The sequence below is a fragment of the Xanthomonas sp. WHRI 6108 genome (assembly GCF_040202385.2).
GTDB lineage: Bacteria > Pseudomonadota > Gammaproteobacteria > Xanthomonadales > Xanthomonadaceae > Xanthomonas > Xanthomonas arboricola.
The window spans coordinates 903,736-925,842 of record NZ_CP168198.1; the positions used below are offsets into that span (position 1 = coordinate 903,736).

At 68.1% G+C, this 22,107-nt stretch carries 19 protein-coding genes and 1 other RNA gene; 15 read left to right on the top strand and 5 right to left on the bottom strand.

Annotated features, from left to right (window positions below):
• The 4 genes from ABQ039_RS03780 to ABQ039_RS03795 are packed head-to-tail and all read right to left on the bottom strand — an operon-like array spanning nucleotide 1 to nucleotide 4,042.
• The gene (locus tag ABQ039_RS03780) at nucleotides 1-1,386 is read right to left on the bottom strand and encodes an FAD-binding oxidoreductase (RefSeq protein WP_104577208.1); all 1,386 of its coding nucleotides are present in this window, start codon (nucleotides 1,384-1,386) and stop codon (nucleotides 1-3) included.
• Nucleotides 1,383-1,922, bottom strand: coding sequence for a metal-dependent hydrolase (locus ABQ039_RS03785; protein WP_167704750.1), 540 nt, complete (start codon nucleotides 1,920-1,922; stop codon nucleotides 1,383-1,385). The genes ABQ039_RS03780 and ABQ039_RS03785 overlap by 4 nt, the downstream gene beginning before the upstream one ends.
• Nucleotides 1,923-1,938: 16 nt before the next feature.
• Nucleotides 1,939-2,307, bottom strand: a complete 369-nt coding sequence (locus ABQ039_RS03790; RefSeq protein WP_104590614.1) for a YraN family protein — start codon at nucleotides 2,305-2,307, stop codon at nucleotides 1,939-1,941.
• A gap of 4 nt (nucleotides 2,308-2,311) precedes the next feature.
• Complete coding sequence (locus tag ABQ039_RS03795; RefSeq protein WP_016903090.1) at nucleotides 2,312-4,042, bottom strand: penicillin-binding protein activator; 1,731 nt, start codon at nucleotides 4,040-4,042, stop codon at nucleotides 2,312-2,314.
• A gap of 82 nt (nucleotides 4,043-4,124) precedes the next feature.
• On the opposite strand from ABQ039_RS03795, the gene rsmI reads away from it, so the two are divergent.
• Both rsmI and rnpB read left to right on the top strand, forming a co-directional pair.
• Nucleotides 4,125-4,946, top strand: a complete 822-nt coding sequence (gene rsmI / locus ABQ039_RS03800; protein WP_039523544.1) for a 16S rRNA (cytidine(1402)-2'-O)-methyltransferase — start codon at nucleotides 4,125-4,127, stop codon at nucleotides 4,944-4,946.
• 163 nt (nucleotides 4,947-5,109) lie between these two features.
• Nucleotides 5,110-5,539: RNase P RNA component class A (rnpB, locus tag ABQ039_RS03805), an RNA gene on the top strand.
• Nucleotides 5,540-5,807: 268 nt separating this feature from the next.
• On the opposite strand, the gene ABQ039_RS03810 is transcribed toward rnpB, so the two are convergent.
• Nucleotides 5,808-6,581, bottom strand: coding sequence for an NRDE family protein (locus ABQ039_RS03810; protein WP_349778186.1), 774 nt, complete (start codon nucleotides 6,579-6,581; stop codon nucleotides 5,808-5,810).
• Nucleotides 6,582-6,895: 314 nt separating this feature from the next.
• Here ABQ039_RS03810 and mraZ point away from each other — a divergent pair, with 314 nt between their 5' ends.
• The 13 genes from mraZ (at nucleotide 6,896) to ftsA (ending at nucleotide 21,994) form a co-directional block, all read left to right on the top strand.
• Nucleotides 6,896-7,351 (top strand): division/cell wall cluster transcriptional repressor MraZ, encoded by a 456-nt coding sequence (gene mraZ / locus ABQ039_RS03815; RefSeq protein WP_024939430.1) that lies wholly within the window; start codon nucleotides 6,896-6,898, stop codon nucleotides 7,349-7,351.
• A gap of 14 nt (nucleotides 7,352-7,365) precedes the next feature.
• Nucleotides 7,366-8,409 carry a 16S rRNA (cytosine(1402)-N(4))-methyltransferase RsmH gene (gene rsmH / locus ABQ039_RS03820; RefSeq protein WP_184610472.1) on the top strand — a complete coding sequence of 348 codons (1,044 nt, stop codon included), beginning with the start codon at nucleotides 7,366-7,368 and terminating at the stop codon, nucleotides 8,407-8,409.
• Nucleotides 8,406-8,669, top strand: coding sequence for a cell division protein FtsL (gene ftsL / locus ABQ039_RS03825; protein WP_005991913.1), 264 nt, complete (start codon nucleotides 8,406-8,408; stop codon nucleotides 8,667-8,669). The genes rsmH and ftsL overlap by 4 nt, the downstream gene beginning before the upstream one ends.
• A 139-nt stretch (nucleotides 8,670-8,808) precedes the next feature.
• On the top strand, nucleotides 8,809-10,677 hold the full coding sequence (locus ABQ039_RS03830) for a penicillin-binding protein 2 (RefSeq protein WP_024939428.1): 1,869 nt from the start codon (nucleotides 8,809-8,811) through the stop codon (nucleotides 10,675-10,677).
• An 8-nt stretch (nucleotides 10,678-10,685) separates the two neighbouring features.
• Nucleotides 10,686-12,161, top strand: a complete 1,476-nt coding sequence (locus tag ABQ039_RS03835) for a UDP-N-acetylmuramoyl-L-alanyl-D-glutamate--2,6-diaminopimelate ligase (protein ID WP_024939427.1) — start codon at nucleotides 10,686-10,688, stop codon at nucleotides 12,159-12,161.
• The gene (gene murF, locus ABQ039_RS03840; RefSeq protein ID WP_184610291.1) at nucleotides 12,158-13,651 is read left to right on the top strand and encodes a UDP-N-acetylmuramoyl-tripeptide--D-alanyl-D-alanine ligase; all 1,494 of its coding nucleotides are present in this window, start codon (nucleotides 12,158-12,160) and stop codon (nucleotides 13,649-13,651) included. Before ABQ039_RS03835 ends, murF begins: the two co-directional genes overlap by 4 nt.
• Nucleotides 13,641-14,726: a phospho-N-acetylmuramoyl-pentapeptide-transferase gene (gene mraY / locus ABQ039_RS03845; protein WP_024939425.1), complete on the top strand. Its 1,086-nt coding sequence runs from the start codon at nucleotides 13,641-13,643 to the stop codon at nucleotides 14,724-14,726. Before murF ends, mraY begins: the two co-directional genes overlap by 11 nt.
• Nucleotides 14,726-16,105 carry a putative lipid II flippase FtsW gene (ftsW, locus tag ABQ039_RS03850; RefSeq protein ID WP_024939424.1) on the top strand — a complete coding sequence of 460 codons (1,380 nt, stop codon included), beginning with the start codon at nucleotides 14,726-14,728 and terminating at the stop codon, nucleotides 16,103-16,105. The genes mraY and ftsW overlap by 1 nt, the downstream gene beginning before the upstream one ends.
• Complete coding sequence (gene murG / locus ABQ039_RS03855; RefSeq protein WP_184610293.1) at nucleotides 16,102-17,373, top strand: undecaprenyldiphospho-muramoylpentapeptide beta-N-acetylglucosaminyltransferase; 1,272 nt, start codon at nucleotides 16,102-16,104, stop codon at nucleotides 17,371-17,373. The genes ftsW and murG overlap by 4 nt, the downstream gene beginning before the upstream one ends.
• Nucleotides 17,370-18,803, top strand: a complete 1,434-nt coding sequence (gene murC / locus ABQ039_RS03860) for a UDP-N-acetylmuramate--L-alanine ligase (RefSeq protein ID WP_016902185.1) — start codon at nucleotides 17,370-17,372, stop codon at nucleotides 18,801-18,803. Before murG ends, murC begins: the two co-directional genes overlap by 4 nt.
• Entirely contained in the window at nucleotides 18,800-19,756 is a 957-nt protein-coding gene (locus tag ABQ039_RS03865) for a D-alanine--D-alanine ligase (RefSeq protein ID WP_184230134.1), read from the top strand. The genes murC and ABQ039_RS03865 overlap by 4 nt, the downstream gene beginning before the upstream one ends.
• 169 nt (nucleotides 19,757-19,925) lie before the next feature.
• Complete coding sequence (locus ABQ039_RS03870; RefSeq protein ID WP_054591400.1) at nucleotides 19,926-20,762, top strand: cell division protein FtsQ/DivIB; 837 nt, start codon at nucleotides 19,926-19,928, stop codon at nucleotides 20,760-20,762.
• Nucleotides 20,759-21,994, top strand: coding sequence for a cell division protein FtsA (ftsA, locus tag ABQ039_RS03875; protein WP_003485272.1), 1,236 nt, complete (start codon nucleotides 20,759-20,761; stop codon nucleotides 21,992-21,994). Before ABQ039_RS03870 ends, ftsA begins: the two co-directional genes overlap by 4 nt.
• Nucleotides 21,995-22,107: the final 113 nt, after the last annotated feature.

Sequence of the window (22,107 nt, forward strand, 5' to 3'; positions counted from 1 at the left end):
CTAGCGCGGTGGCAGCACCTTGCCCGGATTCAGGATCCCGTCCGGATCGAGCGCGGCCTTGATCGCGCGCATCGCCGCCAGCGTCTCTGCGCTGAAGGCCTGGGCCATGAAGTCGCGCTTGGCCACGCCGATGCCGTGCTCGCCGGAGAGTGTGCCTTCCAGCGACAGCACCAGTGCGAACAGACGCGGCAATGCGGCATGTGCGCGCGCGTCTTCGTCGGCATCGGCCGGGTCGTACATGATGTTGACGTGCAGGTTGCCGTTGCCGGCATGGCCGAAGGCCACGATCGGCAACGCGAACTCGGCGGCAAGCGCTTCCACGCCGGCCACCAGTTCGGGGATGCGCGAGACCGGCACCACCACGTCCTCGTTGATCTTGCCCGGCTTGATCGTGCGCAATGCCGGCGACAGCGCACGCCGCGCGGCCCACAACCTGTCGCGCGCGCTGCCATCGGCGGCCACGTCCAGGCTCACCACGCCCTCGCCATCGGCGGCATCGTGCAAGGCCTGCAATGCGTAGGGCAGGGTGTCGTGATCGCCATCGGCTTCGATCAGCAGCATCGCGCCGGCCTCGGGCACATCGCTGCCGTTGCGGCGCAGTAATGCGATCGCACTGGCATCCATGAATTCCAGCATCGTCGGCGTGGTCGGTTGCGCCATGATGCGCGACACCGCCGCCGCGGCGCTGGCCGCATCGCGATACAGCGCGCGCACGCCGGCTTGCGCGATCGCGCGCGGCGTCAGCTTCAAGGTCGCTTCGACGATGATCGCCAGGGTGCCTTCGCTGCCGACCAGCAGATGCGTCAGGTCGTAGCCGGTGGAATTTTTCGTGTACGCACCGCCGCAGCGGATCACCTCGCCGGTTCCGGTCACAGCGACCAGGCCGAGCACGTTGTCGCGGGTGGCGCCATATTTCACCGCGCGCGGGCCGCCGGCATTGGTGGCCAGATTGCCGCCGACGCTGCAGATGTCCGCGCTGGACGGATCCGGCGGCCAGAACAGGCCATGCGGCTGCAAGGCCTGCTGCAATTGGCCGTTGAGCAGGCCCGGTTGCACGATGGCGCAGCGATCGGCCGGACGCAGCGCAAGGATGCGATCCATGCGTGCCATCGACACCACCACGCCGCCGGAAAACGGCACCGCCGCACCGGTGGTGCCGGTGCCGGCGCCGCGCGCGACGATCGGCACGCCATGCGCGCGGCAGGCCTGCACGATGGCCACCACATCCTCGGTATCGCCCGGCAAGGCGACGGCGGCGGGCAATGCCCAGCGGCGCGAATCGTCCTCGCCATAGCGGCGCCGCGCGTCGTCGCCGGTCAACCAGCCATCGGGGCCAAGCCGCGCGGCCAGTAACGCGGCCAAGGCAGTGGGAAGCACATCGGTCATGAAGTGTGATCCTGTGGTGCCGCGCGCTGGATGCATTTCCATCCCAGCACCGCGACGGTGAGCGGCAGCCAGACCCAGCGCAGCTCGGAGAGCAGCGTGGCAAGGCCGCGCGCATTGAAGAAACCGTTGGCGAAAGGCGACACGCGAATCGGCCGCCATGGCGCGAACCAGCGCGCCTCGCTCCAGGGCCAGGTCAGGGCAACGCCCAGGCCACCGGAGGTCATCGCATCCAGCAATGGATGCGATGCGGCGCAGACGAACAAGAACGCTGCTGCCTGCAGTGCGTCCGCACGCAACAGGCGATGCGCAACACCACCCAGCAGCGCGATCAGCCCGGCAAACAGCAACGAGTGGCTGGCACCGCGATGGCCGAACGCATCCGCGTACGGAACATGCAACGCGAACGCCAGCACATCGGCATCGGGCAACATCGCCGCGACGATGCCGGCACCGAGCAGCCGCGGCGGCAGGCGGCCGCGTTCACTGGCGCACCAGAGCGCCAGCGGCACCGCGGCATGGGTGATGATGGTGGGCATCGCGCGTGGGTCGTCGTCAGCAATCGTCGGCGCGGAAGGCGTCGCGGATCCAGTTCAGCACCGGCGGCTCGCCGCTGGCTTCCACCACATCGAAGCGGCACGGCAAGGTCGCCAGTGCCGGGTGATAGGCAAGGAACAACTGCGCAGCCAGCACCAGCTTGCGGCGCTTGCGCGCATCCACCGATGCCGCGCCGCCGCCGAAGCGGTTGTCGCGGCGATAGCGCACTTCCACAAACACCAGTGCCTGGCCGTCGCGCATCACCAGATCCAGTTCGCCGCCGCGGTAGTTGGCATTGCCCACCACCAGCCGCAACCCGGCCTGCTCCAGCAGCGCGCGTGCGGCCGCTTCCACCGCCGCACCCCGCTGCTGGCGCGCTGCCGGCATGGCGTCAACGGCCGTCGGCGATCGGCACCGGGCGGCCACCGTTGAAGGTGGACCAGGCCGGGGTGCGCAGCACGTTGCCGAAGCCATCCAGATGCAGGGTGCCGGTGGCTCCGCGCAGGCCGCCGTCGGTGCCGGTGGCGAGTTTTTCCAGATATGCGCTGATCTTCCAGGCGTCGTAGCCGAACGCGAACAGGCGCGCGCCGGGTCCGCGTGCGCTGGGCAGCGTGCTGGCGACCTGGGTGGAGGCCGGCAGCCCGGACACGCCCAGCGCTGTCCAGGTCTCGCTCGGGTAGATGATGCCATCCAGGGCCAGGTCGTCTTCGACCTTGCCGGTGCCGGCCACCAGCTGCGAGGTGCCCACGCGCGACTTGCCGGCGAATCCGCTCAACGCCAGTTGCGGCGCCAGCGCGCGCGCGGTGTTGCCGCGCACCGCCAGGAATACCGCATCGGCGGCACCGTAGTTGCGCAGCTGCGCACCGATGTCGCCCGGCACCTCGGCCACGCTGATGCTGCCGGCGACGCTGCCGCCGCGTTCGGTGAAGCGGTCGCGGAAGGCCTTGATGGTGCGCTTGCCGTTGTCGTCGCTGGTGCCGACGATCAGCACGTTGCGGCGCTCGCGCGAGAGCAGGTATTCGGCGGCCATGATGCCGTCGTCTTCCGGCGCCAGCGAGAAGCCGGCGCTGCCGCTGGGCGGTGCCTTGTTGTCGGTGGGGCGGTTGAGCGCCAGCACCGGCACCGGCAGCTGGCCGCGTGCGAACACGGCGCTGACCTCGTCGCGACCCAGCGGGCCGACCACGTAGTCGACCCCGGCGCTCACCGCCTTGTCGTAGGCGGCATTGGCGCCGGCGGCGGTACCGGCGGTATCGAAGAAGCGCAGTTCCGGGCGGCGGCGGGTTTCGGCGTAGTAACCGGCCAGCAGGCCGTCGCGCACCGGCGCCGAGGCGGTGGCCAGGCTGCCGCTGAGCGGCAGCAGCACGCCCAGCTTGACCGGCGGGCGATAGCCGTCGCGTTCGGCCGGCGGGCGCTTGCTGGTGTCAAAGCCCCATTGCGCGTCGCGATCGAACGCGCGCGGCAGCGCCAGCCCGCGGCTGATCAAGGCGCGGCCGGCAAAGTTGTACAGCGGGTCGCCCGCCGGCAGCGCCGCGGTGCGGCCCTTCAGCGTGGCATCGTCGAGTGCGGCGAGCAGGCGCACGATCGCGCGCTGGTTCTCGCTGCGCGGGGTGCCGGTCAGGCTGGCGTCGGCGCGTGCGCGGTCGGCGGCGGCCCCGAACAGGTCGCCGGTGCCTTCCAGTGCGGCGGCGCGTGCCAGCAGCCAGCGGGTCTGCAGCGGCTGCGGCAGTCCTTGCGGGCTGTCGCCCAGGGCCTGCAGCGCCTGCGCGGCCTGCTTGTCGATCACCGCCAGCTCGCCGGTCAATAGCGCGAAGCGGGCGCGGTCTTCGCCGCTGAGATGGCGCGGGGTCACCTGCGCCAGCAGCGTGCGCGCACGTGCGTCATCGCCGGCGTCGTGCCAGCCGAATGCAGACGCGGCCAGCAGGCGGCTGCGCTGCGCACCGCTGGCGCTGGCCGCCTCGGCTTCCAGTTGCTGCGCCGCCTCGCGCGGCTTGCCCTGGTCCAGCAACGCCAGCGCCGCGCTCTGGGTCGGCGAGGCGGTCTGGGTCACGCTGCTGGTGGCGCAACCGGCGGCCAGCATCACCATCAGCGACAGGGCGGAGATCCTTGCAACACGCTTGTTCATTTCAGATCCATTGGACGGGGCCCGCCGGGGCGGACCGTTAAAAACGCTACGATTCTACCCTTTGCCCTACGGAATACCGTTGATGACCTCCCCCGGAACCCTGCACGTGGTCGCCACGCCGATCGGCAACCTGGCCGACCTGTCGCCGCGTGCGCAGGAGGTGCTGCGTGGCGTGGCCGCGATCTGCGCCGAAGACACCCGCCATACCCGCCAGCTGCTCGGCCATTTCGGCATTGATCGCCCGTTGCTGGCCCTGCACGACCACAACGAAGAGGCGATGTCCGAGCGCATCGTCGCGCGCCTGCGCGAGGGCGAGTCGCTGGCCATCGTCAGCGACGCCGGCACCCCCCTGGTCAGCGACCCCGGCTTCAAGCTGGTGCGCGCCGCCCGCGCGGCCGGGATCCGGGTCAGCCCGGTGCCGGGTGCCTGCGCCGCCATCGCCGCGCTCAGCGTGGCCGGCCTGCCCAGCGACCGTTTCGGCTTCGAGGGCTTTCTGCCGGCCAAGAGCGCCGCCCGCCGCGAGCGCCTGGCGCACCTGGCCGGCGAAACCCGCACCCTGGTGTTCTACGAGTCCTCCCACCGCATTGTCGAGTCGCTGGCAGACCTGCGCGGGGCCTTCGGTGACGAGCGCCCGGCGGTGATCGCCCGCGAGCTGACCAAGCTGTTCGAAACCGTGCTCGACGGCACCCTGGCCGAGCTGCAGGCCAGGGTCGAAGCCGACGACAACCAGCGCAAGGGCGAGTTCGTGGTGATGGTGCAGGGCGCCGCCGACGCCGCCGAAGGCCAGCTGGCCGAAGGCCGCCGAGTCTACGCCAAGCTGGCCGAACACCTGCCGCCGTCCACCGCTGCCAAGCTGGCTGCCGAGCTGACCGGTGCGCCGCGCAAGGCCTTGTATGGCGGGTAGGTGTGCTGTTGCAGGAGCACGTTGACCTGTAGTGGGATTTTTCTCGGTAAGGCCTCTCGCGCCCGGGTGCGCTCCTACGGGCAATTGCGGGCCTGCCGGCGATGGCGGGGCCGGCTCGCGGCGCCGTTCTGCACGGTGGCGATAGCGTATAGTGCGCCCCGGCGGAGTCGGCCAGACAGTCGCGTCACTCGCAAGAGTGCCGAGGAAAGTCCGGGCTCCATAGGGCAAGGTGCCAGGTAACGCCTGGGCGGCGCAAGCCGACGGAAAGTGCAACAGAAAGATACCGCCTACGTCCCTCGTCACCCCTCTGCCGCCACTGAAGCGTGTCGGCGATGCATATAGGCATCGCCAAGTGCATTCGGAGGCCGCAGAGGGGTGGCGAGGGGCCGGTAAGGGTGAAATGGTGCGGTAAGAGCGCACCGCGAGTCCGGTAACGGACCGGCACGGCAAACCCCACCTGGAGCAAGACCAAATAGGGATCCATTGGCGTGGCCCGCGCTGGATCCGGGTAGGTTGCTTGAGCGCTGCGGTGACGTAGCGCCTAGACGAATGACTGTCCACGACAGAACCCGGCTTATCGGCCGGCTCCGCCACCTTCTTTCGGGCGTTCGCCCTTCTCAACGCGGGGCCCCTCTGGGGGCCAGAATTCCGCGGCTGTGTCGCTGCCTTCTTTGGGCGTTCGCCCCAAGACCACACCCACGCTTGGTACGGCCTTCGGCAGTCCAAAACGCGGGCCCCGCGCCGGGCATGCCAAAACCCTGCGGCTGTCGCCGCGCCCCCTTGACTCAAGGGGGCTTGCACTTGGGTGCGTTGCTGGGGCGCCTTGCCTTGGCTGCGATCACTGTGCGCTGGTTGCGGCAGTCATTGTCGACGCGTCCCGACGATGTCCAGCCGCGTTTCGCCCTGGAAGATCCCGGCGGGGCCGAAGCGGCGTTCGTGGATGAAGCCGCTGCCCTGGTGGTCCACCGCGACGATGGTGCTGGCGCGGGTGCCGTAGCTGGAGCCGTTGATGAAGGCGGCCGAGAGCAGGCGTTCGGTGGGCAGGTCCACGCCGGTGTGGGGCAGGGCGGCGTCGGGCGCGATGGCGGGGTTGCCCAGGGCGGTCCACAGCGGTTGCAGGTCGTCGCTGCCTTCCGCGCACCAGTCGTGCAGGATTGCAGTCAGTGCAGCGGTCTTGGGCCAGTGCGCGTCCAGCGGGCCGTTGGACATGCCGTGGATGCCCGGCGCCAGCGTGCGTGCCAACGGCGGGTGGTTGCTGAGGTGTTCGCAGCGCTCGGCGTCGCACAGCAATAGATTGAATGGCGGGAATTCGTGCGCGGCCGCTGCCAGGTCGCCGGCGTACACGGCCGCGTCCAGGCTGCCGGCCAGGTAGTCGGCGATGAGATGTCCGCGCGAGCGGCCGGACGCAGTGGCGAGCGGGTCGCGCACATTGGTCACCACCGCGGCGCGGCCGTCGCTGCCCAACCCCACCCAACTGCCGCCCGAGCGCAGATCGCGGCCCGCCAGCACGCCGTCGGCGGGTGCCGGCCAGGGCGCCAGTGCAGCGGTCGGCCGGTCGTGGAATTCATCGCGGTTGCCCGCCAGCAGCAGGCGCCAACGCGGGTGGGTTTTCCAGGCAAGAGCGACCAGGCACATGGCGCCGATTGTCGCCTGTTTGCGCAACGACCATGTGCAGCTGGCGCAGTGTGAAGTGAGACTGCGGTCGGGTTTACATGGCCTTCACGCCCCTGAATTTTTGTTCAATCTCAAAATCTGAGATGAAACAGCAACTTGTGGATAACCTTTGAACAAGTCTCTAAAGAGTGCTGCAACTCATTGATGCGACTGGCGATTTGTGACCTTCAAAGTTGTTGACAACCTTTGACGCGCTGCTAAGGTGGGCAACGGAGGGAAAACCAGGTGTTTTGTGGTTTTTCGTGGTTCAATGATCCCCCAGCGGGTATTCGAGGTTGTATTCGGTGTTTCAGGGCGAGACTGCCATCACGGTGGACGACAAGGGGCGTATGGCGGTGCCAACCGCGTACCGCGACCTGGTCACGCGCGTGAGCGGCAATCGCCTGGTGCTCACCTACAACCCGTTCGAAGCCGGGTGCCTGTGGCTGTACGCGGAAAAGGAGTGGGAGCGGGTGCGTGACGATGTGATGTCCAAGCCCAATACCCAACGCGTGATCCGCACGCTGCAGCAGAAACTGGTGGGTTCTTCCGCAGTGCTGGAGCTGGACGCCAATGGCCGTCTGAGCATCCCGGCCAGCCACCGCAATGCGGTCGGCATCGAGAAGAAGGCCGTGCTGCTGGGCATGGGCGACAAATTCGAACTCTGGAGCGAGCAGGCACATCGCGCACTGATCCAGCAGACATTGTCTGACGGGGATCTGGGCGATGAATTGCTCGATCTCAGGTTGTGAGCCGGGGTGCCCGGATGCGCGGTGAAGCGCAGCCCGGTCACCCGGTGTCGCAGCCACCGGCGGCCCATGTGCCGGTGCTGTACACGCAGGTTCTGGACGGCCTGCAGGTGATCGAAAACGGAACCTATCTCGATGGCACGTTCGGACGTGGCGGACACGCCCGTGGCGTGCTGCAACATCTTGGCCCGGGAGGTCGACTGCTGGTGATGGACAAGGACCCCGACGCGATTGCCGTGGCCGAACAGTCGTTCGGTGACGATGCGCGCGTGTCCATCCATCGCGGCAGCTTCGCCAGCCTCGGCCAGGTGGTCGCTGCGGCAACCGTCGACGGCATCCTGCTGGATCTGGGCGTGTCCTCGCCGCAGCTGGACGTGGCCGGGCGCGGTTTCAGTTTCGGCAAGGACGGCCCGCTGGACATGCGCATGGATCCGGACGCCGGCCAGAGCGCGGCCGAGTGGCTCGCGCATGCCAGCGACCGCGAGATCGCCGACGTGCTGTGGACCTATGGCGAAGAGCGTCAGAGCCGTCGCATCGCGCGCGCCATCGTGGCCCGCCGCGCCGAACAGCCGCTGCTGCGCACCGCGCAATTGGCCGAGCTGATCGCCTCGGTGATGCCGCGCGGCGACAGCAAGACCCACCCGGCCACGCGCAGCTTTCAGGCGATCCGCATCTACATCAACCGCGAGCTGGACGATCTGGAAGCCGGCCTGGACGCCGCCCTGGGCGCGCTCAAGCCCGGCGGCCGCCTGGCGGTGATCAGCTTCCATTCGCTGGAAGACCGCATCGTCAAGCAGTTCATGGCCCGCTACGCCAAGGCCCCGCCGAGCAACCGCCGCCTGCCCGAAGCGCAGCCGTTCGTGCCGACGCTGCAGCTGATCAGCGGCGCCATCAAGGCCGACGACGCCGAACTGGGCGTCAACCCGCGCGCCCGCAGCGCGGTGTTGCGGGTGGCTGAGAAGCTGGGATTCGGGAGTAGGGATTCGGGATTGGAAAAGCGCTCTGAGCGAATCTCGAATCCCGAATCCCCAATCCCGGCGTCTCAAGGAGACGCCGCATGAGCCGCCTGCTGCTCATCGTGCTGCTTGCCTGCAGCATCGCCTCGGCGATCGGGGTCGTGTACATGCGCCACATGCATCGCAAGCTGTTCGTGCAGCTGTCCAAGCTCGAGCACACGCGCGATGAATTGAATATCGAATTCGGCCGGCTGCAGCTGGAGCAGGCCACCTGGGCGGAAAGCAATCGCGTGGATCAGGTTGCGCGTGCGCGCATCGGGATGAAGTTCCCGGAGACCAACGACATCGTGGTGGTGCGCCCATGAGCGGACGCCAGGACAGCCGTTTTGCACGGCACAGCCGCCCGCAGGGTGGCGCACACACAGGTACGCCCATGACAAAACGGCAGGACAGCCGTTTTGCATGGCGTAGCCGCCCGCAGGGTGGCGCACACGGAGGTGCGCCATGAAGGCCGGCCGCAACCGCGCGCGCAGCAACTTCAACCTGCGTGGCCGCCTGACGCTGGTCGGCATCGCGCTGGGCCTGTGCTCGGTGACGCTGATCGGCCGCGCGGCGTTCGTGCAGCTGGTCAACCGCGATTTCTACCAGCGCCAGGGCGAAGCGCGCTATCTGCGCGAACTGCCGATCGCCACCTCGCGCGGCATGATCACCGACCGCAACGGCGAGCCGCTGGCGGTGTCCACGCCGGTGGAATCGATCTGGGTAAATCCGCAGGAACTGTTGCGCAACCCGGATCGCATCCCCGAGCTGGCCAAGGCGCTCGGCCAGCCGCTGGACGAGTTGAACGCCAAGCTGGCGCAGAAGGCCGGCAAGGAATTCATGTACCTGCAGCGCCGGATCAACCCGGACAAGGCACATGCCATTGTCGACCTGAAGATCCCCGGTGTGTTCTCGCAGCGCGAGTTCCGTCGCTTCTATCCGCAAGGCGAGGCGATGGCCCACGTGCTGGGCTTCACCAATATCGACGACCGCGGCCAGGAAGGCCTGGAGCTGGCCTTCGACGAATGGCTGCGCGGCAAGCCGGGCTCCAAGAAGGTGGTGCGCGATGCGCGCGGCGCGATCGTGGAGAGCGTGGATCTGGTACGTCCGGCGCAGCCGGGCAAGGACCTGACGCTGAGCATCGACCGCCGCATCCAGTTCCTGGCCTACAAGGAACTGCGCAACGCACTGGTCGAAAACAATGCGGCCGGCGGGTCGATGGTGGTGATGGATGTGGCCACCGGCGAAGTGCTGGCGATGGTCAACCTGCCCACCTACAACCCCAACGCGGTCACCGGCATCAACCCGTCGGCGCGCCGCAACCGTGCGGTCACCGATCTGGTCGAGCCGGGCTCGACGATGAAGCCGCTGACCGTGGCCACCGCGCTGACCGCCGGTGTGGTGACCAAGGACACGGTCATCGACACCAACCCCGGCTACATGTCGGTGGGGCGCTTCACCATCCGCGATGTGCCGCGCAACAACGGCGTGCTCAACGTCACCGGCGTGATCACCCGCAGCTCCAACATCGGCGCGGCCAAGATCGCCGCCAAGGTGCCGGACCAGACCTTCTATCAGTCGATCCGCAACTTCGGTTACGGCGCTGCCCCGCACAGCGGTTTTCCCGGCGAATCGGCCGGCGTGGTGCTGCAGCCGGCGCGCTGGAGCGGCCCGTCCAAGACCACCATGTCCTACGGCTACGGCCTGTCGGTGACGCCGCTGCAGATCGCGCAGGCCTACGCCACGCTGGGCAACGGCGGCAAGCTGACCCCGCCGACCTTCGTGCGCGGCCAGCACAACGAAACCCGCCAGGTGGTCACTCCGGAAGTGGCGCGCCAGGTCATCGACATGATGGAAACCGTGGTCACCCAGGGCGGCGCCAAGGGCGCGGCGATCCTGGGCTATCACGTGGCCGGCAAGACCGGTACCGCGCGCAAGAACGGCGCCAACGGGTACGAGCGCGGGCATTACAACGCGCTGTTCGCCGGCCTGGTGCCGGCCACGCGGCCGCGCTTTGCCACCGTCATCGTGATCAACGATCCGCAGGGCAAGGTGTATTACGGCGGCCTGGTGTCGGCGCCGGTGTTCCACAGGGTGATGGAAGGCGCGCTGCGGCTGATGGACGTGCCGCCGGACGACATCCAGTCGTGGCTGGCCGCGCAGGCCGCCGGCAAGACCGGGCAGCCGGTGGTCAAGCCGCAGCCGGCCGATCTGGATCCGGCGTTGGTGCCGGACCCGGTGGATGAAGTGTCTGCGGGTATTCCCACCGCACTCGCACCGGCTGCACTGCCCGCACCCGCCCAGCCTGCACCGTTGCAGGAGAGCCGCCAGTGAGCCGCAGCATGCCGCTGTCGCAGTTGTTGCCGGACGTGCCGCTTGCGCACGAGGTGCAGGTCTCGGGCCTGGTGATGGATAGCCGTGCGGTGCGTGCGGGCGATGCCTTCGTGGCGATCGCCGGTTTCGGTGCGCATGGTCTGGGCTTTGTCGACCAGGCGCGCGCCAATGGCGCGGCGGCGGTGTTGTTCGAGCCGCCGGCGCCGGCCGATCTGCCGGCACCGGCCGACGCGATCGCGGTGCCGGGCCTGCGGGCGCGCCTGGGCGCGATGGCCGATCAGTTCCACGGCCAGCCCTCGCGGGCGATGCGCATGGTCGGCGTCACCGGCACCAACGGCAAGACCTCCACCGTGCAATTGCTGGCGCAGGCCCTGACGCTGCTCGGCACCCCGGCCGGCACGCTCGGCACCCTGGGCGTCGGCCTGTACGGCAGCGCCGTGCCGACCGGTTTCACCACGCCGCTGGTGCTGCAGACGCATGCCTTGCTGGCGCAGTTGCGCGACGCGGGCGCGCAGGCGGTGGCGATGGAAGTCAGCTCGCATGCGCTGGACCAGGGCCGCGTGGATGCAGTGCATTTCGACGTGGCGGTGTTCACCAATCTCACCCGCGACCATCTCGATTACCACGGCGACATGGCGCAGTACGGCGCGGCCAAGGCCAGGCTGTTCACGCGTGCCGGATTGAAGGCCGCGGTGGTGAACCTGGACGATGAATTCGGCCGCACGCTGCTGGCCTCGCTCGACCCCGCGCTGCGCGCGATCGGCGTGAGCTCGCGCGCGCAGGCCCAGGCAGGCGTGCGTGCGCAGGCATTGCAGCTGGATCACAACGGCATCAACTTCGCGCTGCATCTCGACGGCCAGGTGCACCCGGTGCACTCGCCGCTGCTGGGCCGCTTCAACGTGGACAACCTGCTGGCCGTGGCCGGTGCGTTGTCTGCGCTGGAGATCGCGCCGGCGCAGATCGCCGAAGTGCTCGGTCGGTTGCAACCGATCCACGGCCGCATGAATCGCCTCGGCGGCGCGCATGGCGCACCGCTGGTGGTCGTCGACTACGCACACACGCCCGACGCGCTGGAACAGGCATTGGCCAGCCTGCGTGCGCATGCACAGGACCGGCTGATCTGCGTGTTCGGCTGCGGCGGCGAGCGCGACACCGGCAAGCGCCCGCAGATGGCGGCCATTGCCGAGGTCAATGCCGACGTGGCGATCGTCACCGACGACAACCCGCGCGGCGAAGATGGCGATGTGATCGTGGCCGATATCCTGCGCGGCTTCGCACGCCCGGATGCGGCCATCGTGCAGCGCGACCGCGCCGCGGCGATCCATCAGGCCATCAGCATGGCCAGTGCCTCCGACATCGTGCTGATCGCCGGCAAGGGCCACGAGCCATACCAGGAAGTCGCCGGCGTGCGGCATGCCTTCGACGACGCCATCGTGGCGGCGCAGGCCTTGTTGCCGCGTACCGTGCTGGGAGTGCGCGCATGAAGCTCACGCCGCTGTCGTTGATCGCCCACTGGGCCGGTGGCGAGCTGCATGGCGACGACGCCATGATCGACACCGTCGGCAACGACACCCGCACGCTGGCCAACGGCAGCCTGTACGTGGCGCTGCGCGGCGAGCGTTTCGACGGGCACGACTTTGCCGCAGACGCGGTAGCGCACGGCGCCAGCGGTGTGCTGGTCGATCGCCTGCTGCCGGCGCTGAGCGTGCCGCAGGTGCTGGTGGAAAATACCGAACTGGCGCTGGCGCGTATCGCCGCCGGCATGCAGCGCGATCGTGCCACGCGGGTGATCGCCTTGACCGGCTCCAACGGCAAGACCAGCGTCAAGGCGCTGCTGCTGGCCATCCTGACCGAGGCCGGGCGTGTCGACGGCACCACCGTGTACGCCACGCCGGGCAACCGCAACAACGAGATCGGCCTGCCGCTGGCGGTGATCGCCGCCCCCGACGATGCGGACCTGGCGATCTACGAAATGGGCGCCGGCAAGCCGGGCGACATCGCCTATCTCACCGAGATCGCCCAGCCGCACGTGGCCCTGGTCAACAACATTGCGCCTGCCCATCTGGAACGCCTGGGCAGCCTGCTCGGCGTCGCCCGCACCAAGGGCGCCATCTACGCCGCATTGCCGGCCGATGGCGTGGCGGTGATCAATGCCGACGATGCCTTCGCTGCCTGGTTCGAGCAGCAACTGCATGCGCAGCCGGTGCAGGGCCGCCGCGTGTTGCGCTACGGCCTGCAGGCCAGTGCCGACATCACCGCGCATGGCTTGCGGCTGCAGGCCAGTGGCGCGCAATTCACCCTGGTGACCCCGCAAGGGCAGGCGCAGATCGCGCTGCCGTTGCCGGGCCGCCACAACGTGCTCAACGCGCTGGCTGCGGCCGGCCTGGCCTTGGGTGCGGGCATCGCCTTGCCGATCATCGCCGCCGGTCTGGCGCAGGTGCGTCCGGTGGCCGGCCGTCAGAGCACCCACGCCCTGCCTGGCGGCGCGGTGCTGATCGACGACAGCTACAACGCCAACCCCGGCTCGCTGGATGCCGCCATCGACACCCTGGCCGCTGCGCCTGGCGAAGGCTGGCTGGTGCTGGGCGACATGCGCGAACTCGGCCCGGAAGGCGCGGCCCTGCATGCCGCCGCCGGACGTCGCGCGCGCGCGGCCAAGCTGCAGCGCCTGTACGCGCTGGGCGAGCTCAGTGCCGCCGCCGCACAGGCGTTCGGCGAGGGCGGCCGCGTGTTCGCCACCCATGCCGCGTTGATCGCGGCCTTGCAGGCGGATCTGGCGCAGCTCGCCGTTTCGCCGACCCAAACGCAGGAATCTTCTTCGATGTACGAACACACCGGTGCGGCGGCGCAGACTGCCGCCACCACGGCGCAAACCCCGCCCACGCTGCTGGTGAAAGGCTCCCGTGGCAGCGCCATGGACCGCATCGTCGCCGCGCTGCTCGCACCGGCGGAGGACGCATCCCATGCTGCTTGAGCTGGCGCGTTGGCTGCAGCAACTGGAGAGCCTGTTCGGGCTGTTCAACTATCTGACCTTCCGCGGCATCCTGGCCGCGCTGACCGCGCTATTCCTGTCGCTGTGGATGGGCCCGGCGGTGATCCGCAAGCTGGCCCAGTTCAAGGGTGGCCAGCCGATCCGCCAGGACGGCCCGCAGACGCATTTCTCCAAGGCCGGCACCCCGACCATGGGCGGCTCGCTGATCCTGCTGACGGTGACCTTGTCGGTGCTGCTGTGGGGCGACTTGCGCAACCGTTACGTATGGTTGGTGCTGGCGGTGATGGTCTGTTTCGGTGCGATCGGCTGGTACGACGACTGGATCAAGATCGTGCGCCGTGATCCCAACGGCCTGAAGTCGCGCTGGAAGTATCTGCTGCAGTCGATCTTCGGCCTGGCTGCGGGCCTGTTCCTGTACTACACCGCCGACGTGCCGGCCGCGATCACCTTCTACATCCCGATGTTCAAGTCGATCGCGCTGCCGCTGGCCGGCGTGAGCTTCGTGGTGATCGCCTATTTCTGGATCGTCGGCTTCTCCAACGCGGTCAACCTGACCGACGGCCTGGACGGCCTGGCGATCATGCCGACCGTGCTGGTGGCCTGTGCGCTGGGCGTGTTCGCCTACGCCTCGGGCAACGTGGTGTTTGCCGAATACCTGAAGATCCCGCTGATTCCCGGGGCCGGCGAGCTGATCATCATCTGCTCGGCGATCGCCGGCGCAGGCCTGGGCTTTCTGTGGTTCAACACCTATCCGGCCATGGTGTTCATGGGTGATATCGGCGCGCTGTCGCTGGGCGCGGTGCTGGGCACCATCGCGGTGATCGTGCGCCAGGAGATGGTGCTGGTAATCATGGGCGGGGTGTTCGTGATCGAAACGCTGTCGGTGATGATCCAGGTCGCCAGCTTCAAGCTGACCGGCAAGCGCGTGTTCCGCATGGCGCCGATCCATCACCACTTCGAACTCAAGGGCTGGCCGGAGCCGCGCGTGATCGTGCGCTTCTGGATCATTTCGGTGGTGCTGGTGCTGATCGGCCTTGCCACGTTGAAGGTGCGCTGATGAACGACATGTCCCGCCAGGCCACGCGACTGGACGCCATCGGCGGCCGCTACGACCCGTGGCTGCTCGGGGCCGCGGCCACGCTCGCCTCGCTGGGCGTGGTGATGGTGGCGTCCAGCTCGATCGAGCTGTCCGACAACCCGTTCTATTACCTGACCCGCCATCTGCTGTTCCTGGGCATCGGCGTGGGCCTGGCGTTCTGGGCGATGCGTACCGAGCTCAAGACCATCGAGCAGTACAACCAGGTGTTGCTGCTGGCCTGCTTCGGCCTGCTGATGGTGGTGTTCGTGCCCGGCCTGGGCAGCAGCGTCAACGGCGCCAAGCGTTGGATCAACCTGGGCGTGTCGAAATTCCAGACCGTCGAAGCGGTCAAGGTGCTCTACATCGTGTGGCTGTCCAGCTATCTGGTGCGCTTTCGCGACGAGGTCAATGCAACCTGGCCGGCGATGCTCAAGCCGCTGGGCGTGGCGATCGCACTGGTCGGCCTGCTGCTGATGCAGCCGGACTTCGGCTCGTCCACGCTGCTGCTGGCGATCACCGCCGGCATGCTGGTGCTGGGCGGGGTGAACCTGCCGCGCATGTCGATGCCGATCGTGTTCGGCCTGCCGGTGTTCGCCTTCATCGCGATCCTGGAGCCGTACCGGCTGCGTCGCATCACCTCGTTCCTGGACCCGTGGGCCGACCAGCTCGGCTCCGGCTATCAGCTGTCCAACGCCTTGATGGCGGTCGGCCGCGGCCAGTGGACCGGCGTGGGCCTGGGCGCCTCGGTGCAGAAGCTCAACTACCTGCCCGAAGCGCATACCGACTTCATCTTCTCGGTCATCGCCGAAGAGCTCGGCTTTGTCGGCGTGTGTGGGGTGATTTCGCTGTACGCGCTGCTGGTCGGCCGCGCGTTCTGGCTGGGCATGCGCTGCGTGGAAATGAAGCGTCACTTCTCCGGCTACATCGCCTTCGGCATCGGCTTGTGGATCAGCCTGCAGAGCTTCGTCTCGGTAGGCGTGAACCTGGGCATCCTGCCGACCAAGGGCCTGACCCTGCCGCTGATTTCCTCCGGCGGTTCGTCGGTGCTGATGACCTGCGTGGCGATGGGCCTGCTGCTGCGCGTGTCCTACGAAATGGATCGTGCCGAGCGCCTGCGCAGCAAGTTGTCGCCGCAGGGTGCGGGCGCAGCGTCGGCCGAGCCGGCCGAACCGGTGGTCGAATCGGCCGCGCCGGCCTATGCGCCCGCGCGCAAGCCGCAGCGCGAGCCGGTTGCCGCCGCACCCGCCCCGGCACCGGTTGCTGCAGCCTCGGCCACGTCTGCGCATGCGTCCGAGTTCCTGCGCGGCACCAGCCGCATGCAGCCGCGCGTGGAACCGACCTTCGGGAGGATTGCATGAGCGCTCATGCAAATCCCGCGCAAACGTCTGCACATCCAGGTGCGGGGATCCGACCAGTGATGATTCTGGCTGGCGGCACCGGCGGGCATATCTTCCCGGGTCTGGCCGTGGCCAAGGTGCTGCGCGCGCGTGGCGTGCCGGTGACCTGGCTGGGCGCCGACGGCGCAATGGAAACCCGGCTGGTACCGCAGCACGATATTCAACTCGATACGCTGGCCATCAGCGGCCTGCGCGGCAAGGGCCTGGTGAAATTGCTCGGTGCACCGGTGCGGGTGATGCGCGCAGTGCGCGCCGCCGGCTTCGTGCTGCGCAAGCGCCAGCCGCGTGCAGTGATCAGTTTCGGCGGCTTTGCGGCCGGCCCGGGCGGCCTGGCAGCGCGGCTGCTCGGCGTGCCGTTGCTGGTGCATGAGCAGAACCGCGCGCCCGGCATGACCAACAAGGTGTTGTCGCGGTTTGCGCGCCGTGTGCTGACCGGTTTCCCGGGCAGCTTCGCCGGCGAAGAAGCGGTGGGCAATCCGGTGCGTGCGGAAATCGCAGCGCTTCCCGCGCCGGCCACGCGCCTGCTCGGCCGTGGCACTGCCGTACGTCTGTTGGTGCTCGGTGGCAGCCAGGGCGCACGCGCATTGAACCAGGCGGTGCCGGCGGCACTGGCGGCGCTCGGTCACCCGGATGTCGAGCTGCGCCACCAGTGCGGCGAAAAGCTGCGCGCCGAAGCCGAGGCCGCGTACGCGCAGGCGGGCGTCAACGCCAGCGTCGAACCCTTCATCGCCGACATGGCCGCCGCCTACGCCTGGGCCGACCTGGTCGTGTGCCGCGCCGGTGCCTCCACGCTGGCCGAACTGTGCGCCGCCGGCATCGGCAGCGTGCTGGTGCCCTTCGCCGCAGCGGTGGACGACCACCAGACCCGCAATGCCGAATACCTGGTCGGCGCCGATGCCGCCGTGCTGCTCAAGCAGGACGACACCCTGGCCGCGCGCTTGCAGCAGGTCTTGCAGACCCTGCTCACCGACCCCGTCCGCCGCCTGTCGATGGCGCAGGCCGCCCGCACCCTGGCCAAGCCGGACGCCGCCGAACGCATCGCCGACATCATTCTCCAGGAAGCCGGGAGTGGAGATTCGGGATTGGGGATTCGTAAAGAGCAACAGCACAAGCAGGAAAGCATGCAGAAATCCGTTAATGGTCAATTCTCGGCGCGATCGATCGCCGCCGTTGCCAATCTCCAATCCCGAATTCCCAATCCCGGCACCTCCACCGGAGGTGCTGCGTGATCCGCCGTCTGCAGGACAGTGGCGACCTGGTGCGTGCATTTCCGCGCGTGCATTTCGTCGGTATCGGCGGCACCGGAATGAGCGGCATTGCCGAGGTGATGCTGACGCTGGGCTATGAAGTCTCCGGCTCGGACAACTCCGATAACGTGGCGACGCGGCGGTTGGCCAAGCTGGGTGCGCGGGTGATGCGCGGGCATTCGGCGGCCAACGTACTCGGCACCGATTGCGTGGTGGTGTCCAGCGCGATCCGCGAAGACAACCCCGAGCTGATGGAAGCGCGCAGCCAGCGCATTCCGATCATGCCGCGTGCGGCGATGCTGGCCGAGTTGATGCGGTTCCGTCGCGGCATCGCGGTGGCCGGCACGCATGGCAAGACCACCACCACCAGCCTGGCCGCAGCGGTGCTGAGCGAGGGCGGGCTGGATCCGACCTTCGTCATCGGCGGGCAGTTGCTGGCCGCTGGCGCCAACGCCAAGCTGGGTGGCGGCCAGTGGCTGGTGGCCGAGGCCGACGAGAGCGATGGCAGCTTCCTGCGCCTGAATCCGCTGATGGCGGTGATCACCAACATCGATTCGGATCACCTGGAAAACTACGGCAACGATTTCGCACGCATCCAGGCCGCCTTCGCCGAGTTCCTGCAGCGCCTGCCGTTCTACGGCCTGGCGTTGCTGTGCATCGACGACCCGGAAGTGGCCGCGCTGGCCGGCAAGACGCCGCGCCACGTGATGAGCTACGGCATGAGCGAAAACGCCGACGTACGCGCCGAAGACGTGGTACAGGACGGCCCGCGCATGCGCTTCACGCTGCGTCTGCCCGAAGGCACCACCACCCCGGTGACGCTCGCCTTGCCGGGCCGCCACAACGTGCTCAACGCACTGGCGGCCGCTGCGATCGGCTGGCAGCTGGGCGTGGCGCCGGAGACCATCGCGCGTGCGCTGGAAAACTTCGCCGGCATCGGCCGCCGCTTCAACGACCTGGGCGAAGTCACCACCAGCACCGGTGCGCGCGTGCGCGTGGTCGACGATTACGGCCACCATCCGCGCGAGCTGGAAGCGGTGTTCGCCGCCGCCCGTGGCGGCTGGCCGGACAAGCGCCTGGTGGTGGCATTCCAGCCGCATCGCTACAGCCGTACCCGCGATCAGTTCGATGCCTTCGCCGCGGTGCTGAGCACCGTCGATGCGCTGGTGCTGAGCGAGGTCTATCCGGCCGGCGAAGCACCGATTCCGGGCGCCGATGCGCGCGCGCTGGCGCGTGCGATCCGTGCGCGCGGCCGCAGCGAACCGGTGGTGGTCGGGCAGATTTCCGGCCTGGCCGAAGTGCTGCCGGACGTGCTGCAGGACGGCGATCTGCTGCTGATGATGGGCGCCGGCGATATCGGCTATGTCGCGCAACACATCATCAACAACGGTTTCACCGGAGCGAGCGCATGAGCGCGGTGATTCCCAACGCACGTACCAGCGATCCGGCCGCGTTCGGCCGCGTCGCCGTGCTGCTCGGCGGTACCTCGTCCGAGCGCGAAGTGTCGTTGAACTCCGGCAGCAACGTGCTCGACGCACTGCGCGCGCGCGGTGTCGACGCGCAGCCGGTCGACGGCATTCCGGCCCTGGCGCAGGCGCTGGTCGAAAAACGCTTCGATCGCGTCTTCAATGTGCTGCACGGCCATAACGGCGGCGGCGAAGACGGCATCGTGCAAGGCCTGATGGAAGCCTTCAAGGTGCCGTACACCGGCTCCAACGTACTGGGCTCGGCGTTGAGCATGGACAAGATCCGCACCAAGCAGGTGTGGCTGTCGCTAGGCTTGTCCACGCCGCGCTATGCGCGCCTGGCCGCCGGTGCCAGCGCCGACGACATCCATGCCGCCGCGCGGCAGATCGGCTTGCCGGTGATCGTCAAGCCGGCCAACGAAGGCTCCAGCGTCGGCATCAGCCGCGTGTTCGACCAGGCCCAGCTCGAACAAGCCGTGCTGCTGGCGGCGCGCTACGACGGCGCGCTGCTGATGGAGCAGCTGATCGAAGGCGACGAACTCACCGTGGCCGTGCTCGGCGATGTCGCGCTGCCGTCGATCCGCATCGTGCCCAAGGGCCAGTGGTACGACTACAACGCCAAGTACCTGGCCGACGACACCCAGTACCTGTGCCCGGGCCTGGACGGCGATGCCGAGACGCAACTGCGCCAGCTCGCCCTGGACGCCTTCCGCGCTGCCGGTGCCCGCGGCTGGGGCCGCGTCGACGTGATGCGCGACCGTGCCAGCGGCCAGCTGTATCTGCTGGAGGTCAACACCGCCCCCGGCATGACCAGCCACTCGCTGGTGCCCAAGGCCGCGCGCCAGCTCGGCATCGATTTCGAAGAACTGGTCTGGCGCGTGCTGGAGCAGACGCTATGACGCGGGGATTGGGGATTCGGGATTCGGGATTGGCCAACAGCGACGCCATGCGCGCCGTTGTTGTTGCCGTGGCGAATCTCCAATCCCTAATCCTCAATCCCGCGCGCGCAGCGCGCGCCGTTGCGATTCCCTATTCCCGATTCCCCATTCCCGCGCGCGGAGCGCGCGCATGAACGCCACCTTGCGCATCCTGGCGTGGTTGCTCGCGGTGGCGCTGGTCGCGTTGCCGGTGGTGGCCGTGCTCAATGGCTGGGTCGGTGCCGAGCGTTGGCCGTTGGCGCGCTTGCGGGTGTCGGGCGACTTCAAGCGGGTGCCGGCCGAAGAGTTGCGCGCGGTGGTCCTGCCATATGCGCGCGCGGGCTTTTTCGCGGTGAAGTTGCAGAACGCGCAGGACGCCATCGCGCGCCTGCCGTGGGTGGAAAGTGCGCAGGTGCGCAAGCGCTGGCCGGACGTGCTGGAAGTGCACGTCACCGAGCACAAGCCGTTCGCGCGCTGGGGCACCGACCGCATGTTGTCCGAGCAGGGCCGGTTGTTCCGCACCCCGCCGTTGTTGAAGGATTTCAAGCTGCCGCAACTCGGTGGCCCCGACAGCAAGACCCAGGACGTGGTGGCGCTCTACAACGAATCGCGCGCGTTGTTCGCGCCGACCGGGCTGGATGTGGAGCGCCTGGAAATGGACGCGCGCGGCAGTTGGTCGCTGGGACTGAGCAATGGCGTGCAGATCGTGATCGGCCGCGACGACGCCCGCGCGCGCCTGCAGCGCTTCGCCCGCGTGCTGCCGCAACTGGCCGACCCGCAACGCCCGATCGCCCGCGCCGACCTGCGCTACACCAACGGCTTCACGGTCGAACGGAATTTGGAAAACGCGGTGCCCGAGACCAAGAAAAAACCTCCGCCGGCCACGCCCGCCGCACATCACACGGTCGTGCTGCAACTCCCTCGCACCCATACCCCGCTTTTCTCCAATCCCGAATCCCAAATCCCGAATCCCGGCTTTAAGACATGAACCGCAAAGGCGACAAATCCCTCATCGTTGGACTGGACATCGGCACCTCCAAGGTCGTCGCGCTGGTCGGCGAGTACTCGCCCGGCAATCCGATCGAAGTGATCGGCATCGGTTCGCATGAATCGCGCGGTCTCAAGCGCGGCGTGGTGGTGGACATCGAGTCCACCGTGCAGTCGATCCAGCGCGCGGTGGAAGAGGCCGAGCTGATGGCCGGTTGCGAGATCCGCTCGGTGTACGCATCCATTTCCGGCAACCACGTGCAGTGCAAGAACTCGCCCGGCATCGTGCCGATCCGCGACGGCGAAGTGACCTGGAGCGATCTGGAGCGCGTGCTCGATGCGGCCAAGGCCGTGGCCATTCCTGCCGACCAGCGCATCCTGCACGCGATCCCGCGCGAGTACGTGCTGGACGATTCGCAGGAAGGCATCCGCAATCCGGTCGGCATGACCGGCGTGCGCCTGGAGGTGCACGCGCATCTGGTGGTGTGCGCGCAGTCGGCAGCGGCCAACATCACCAAGTGCGTGCAGAAGTGCGGCCTGCAGGTGGACGATCTGGTGCTGTCGTCGCTGGCCTCCAGCGTGGCGGTCCTGACCGCCGACGAGCGCGAACTGGGCGTGGTGCTGGTGGATATCGGCGCCGGCACCACCGACCTTGCGGTCTACGTGCAGGGCGCGATCTGCCACACCGCCTCGCTGCCGATCGCCGGCGACCACGTCACCAACGACATCGCGCACATGCTGCGCACGCCCACCCCGGAAGCCGAACAGATCAAGGTGCGCTACGCCTGTGCGCTGGCGCAGCTGGCCACCGCCGAAGAAAGCATCCAGGTGCCGTCGGTCGGCGATCGTCCGCCGCGGCGCATGCCGCGGCATGCGCTCGCGCAGGCAGTGCAGGGCCGTTACGAGGAAATCTTCGAAATGGTGCAGGCCGAACTGCGCCGCTCCGGTTTCGAGGAAATGGTGCGCGCCGGCATGGTGCTCACCGGCGGTGCGTCGAAGATGGAAGGCGTGGTCGAACTGGCCGAAGAAATGTTGCAGATGCCGGTGCGCGTGGGCATTCCCCAGCACGTCACCGGCCTGGGCGAGGTCGTCGGCAACCCGGTGCACGCCTCCGGCGTGGGCCTGCTGCTGATGGGCAGCCAGATCGAACACCCGCGCCGCCCGTCGATCCCGACCGGTCGCGCCGGGAGCTTGTTCAAGAAATTGAAGAACTGGTATCGCGGGGAATTCTGAGGGGCCGGGATTTGGAATTCGGAATTTGGGATTGGCAAGGGCGAAAAAAAGCAGAGTGGTAGCAACGATTAAGTGGAGAGCGGCGAGCGGGTAGGCGGTAAAATTTTTTGCAG

Bases quoted from the DNA above. Each gene is read 5' to 3' on its own strand.
- ABQ039_RS03780 (WP_104577208.1), bottom strand. From the start codon at position 1,386: ATGACCGATGTGCTTCCCACTGCCTTGGCCGCGTTACTGGCCGCGCGG.
- ABQ039_RS03785 (WP_167704750.1), bottom strand. From the start codon at position 1,922: ATGCCCACCATCATCACCCATGCCGCGGTGCCGCTGGCGCTCTGGTGC.
- ABQ039_RS03790 (WP_104590614.1), bottom strand. From the start codon at position 2,307: ATGCCGGCAGCGCGCCAGCAGCGGGGTGCGGCGGTGGAAGCGGCCGCA.
- ABQ039_RS03795 (WP_016903090.1), bottom strand. From the start codon at position 4,042: ATGAACAAGCGTGTTGCAAGGATCTCCGCCCTGTCGCTGATGGTGATG.
- rsmI (WP_039523544.1), top strand. From the start codon at position 4,125: ATGACCTCCCCCGGAACCCTGCACGTGGTCGCCACGCCGATCGGCAAC.
- ABQ039_RS03810 (WP_349778186.1), bottom strand. From the start codon at position 6,581: ATGTGCCTGGTCGCTCTTGCCTGGAAAACCCACCCGCGTTGGCGCCTG.
- rsmH (WP_184610472.1), top strand. From the start codon at position 7,366: ATGCGCGGTGAAGCGCAGCCCGGTCACCCGGTGTCGCAGCCACCGGCG.
- ftsL (WP_005991913.1), top strand. From the start codon at position 8,406: ATGAGCCGCCTGCTGCTCATCGTGCTGCTTGCCTGCAGCATCGCCTCG.
- ABQ039_RS03830 (WP_024939428.1), top strand. From the start codon at position 8,809: ATGAAGGCCGGCCGCAACCGCGCGCGCAGCAACTTCAACCTGCGTGGC.
- ABQ039_RS03835 (WP_024939427.1), top strand. From the start codon at position 10,686: ATGCCGCTGTCGCAGTTGTTGCCGGACGTGCCGCTTGCGCACGAGGTG.
- murF (WP_184610291.1), top strand. From the start codon at position 12,158: ATGAAGCTCACGCCGCTGTCGTTGATCGCCCACTGGGCCGGTGGCGAG.
- mraY (WP_024939425.1), top strand. From the start codon at position 13,641: ATGCTGCTTGAGCTGGCGCGTTGGCTGCAGCAACTGGAGAGCCTGTTC.
- ftsW (WP_024939424.1), top strand. From the start codon at position 14,726: ATGAACGACATGTCCCGCCAGGCCACGCGACTGGACGCCATCGGCGGC.
- murG (WP_184610293.1), top strand. From the start codon at position 16,102: ATGAGCGCTCATGCAAATCCCGCGCAAACGTCTGCACATCCAGGTGCG.
- ABQ039_RS03865 (WP_184230134.1), top strand. From the start codon at position 18,800: ATGAGCGCGGTGATTCCCAACGCACGTACCAGCGATCCGGCCGCGTTC.
- ABQ039_RS03870 (WP_054591400.1), top strand. From the start codon at position 19,926: ATGAACGCCACCTTGCGCATCCTGGCGTGGTTGCTCGCGGTGGCGCTG.
- ftsA (WP_003485272.1), top strand. From the start codon at position 20,759: ATGAACCGCAAAGGCGACAAATCCCTCATCGTTGGACTGGACATCGGC.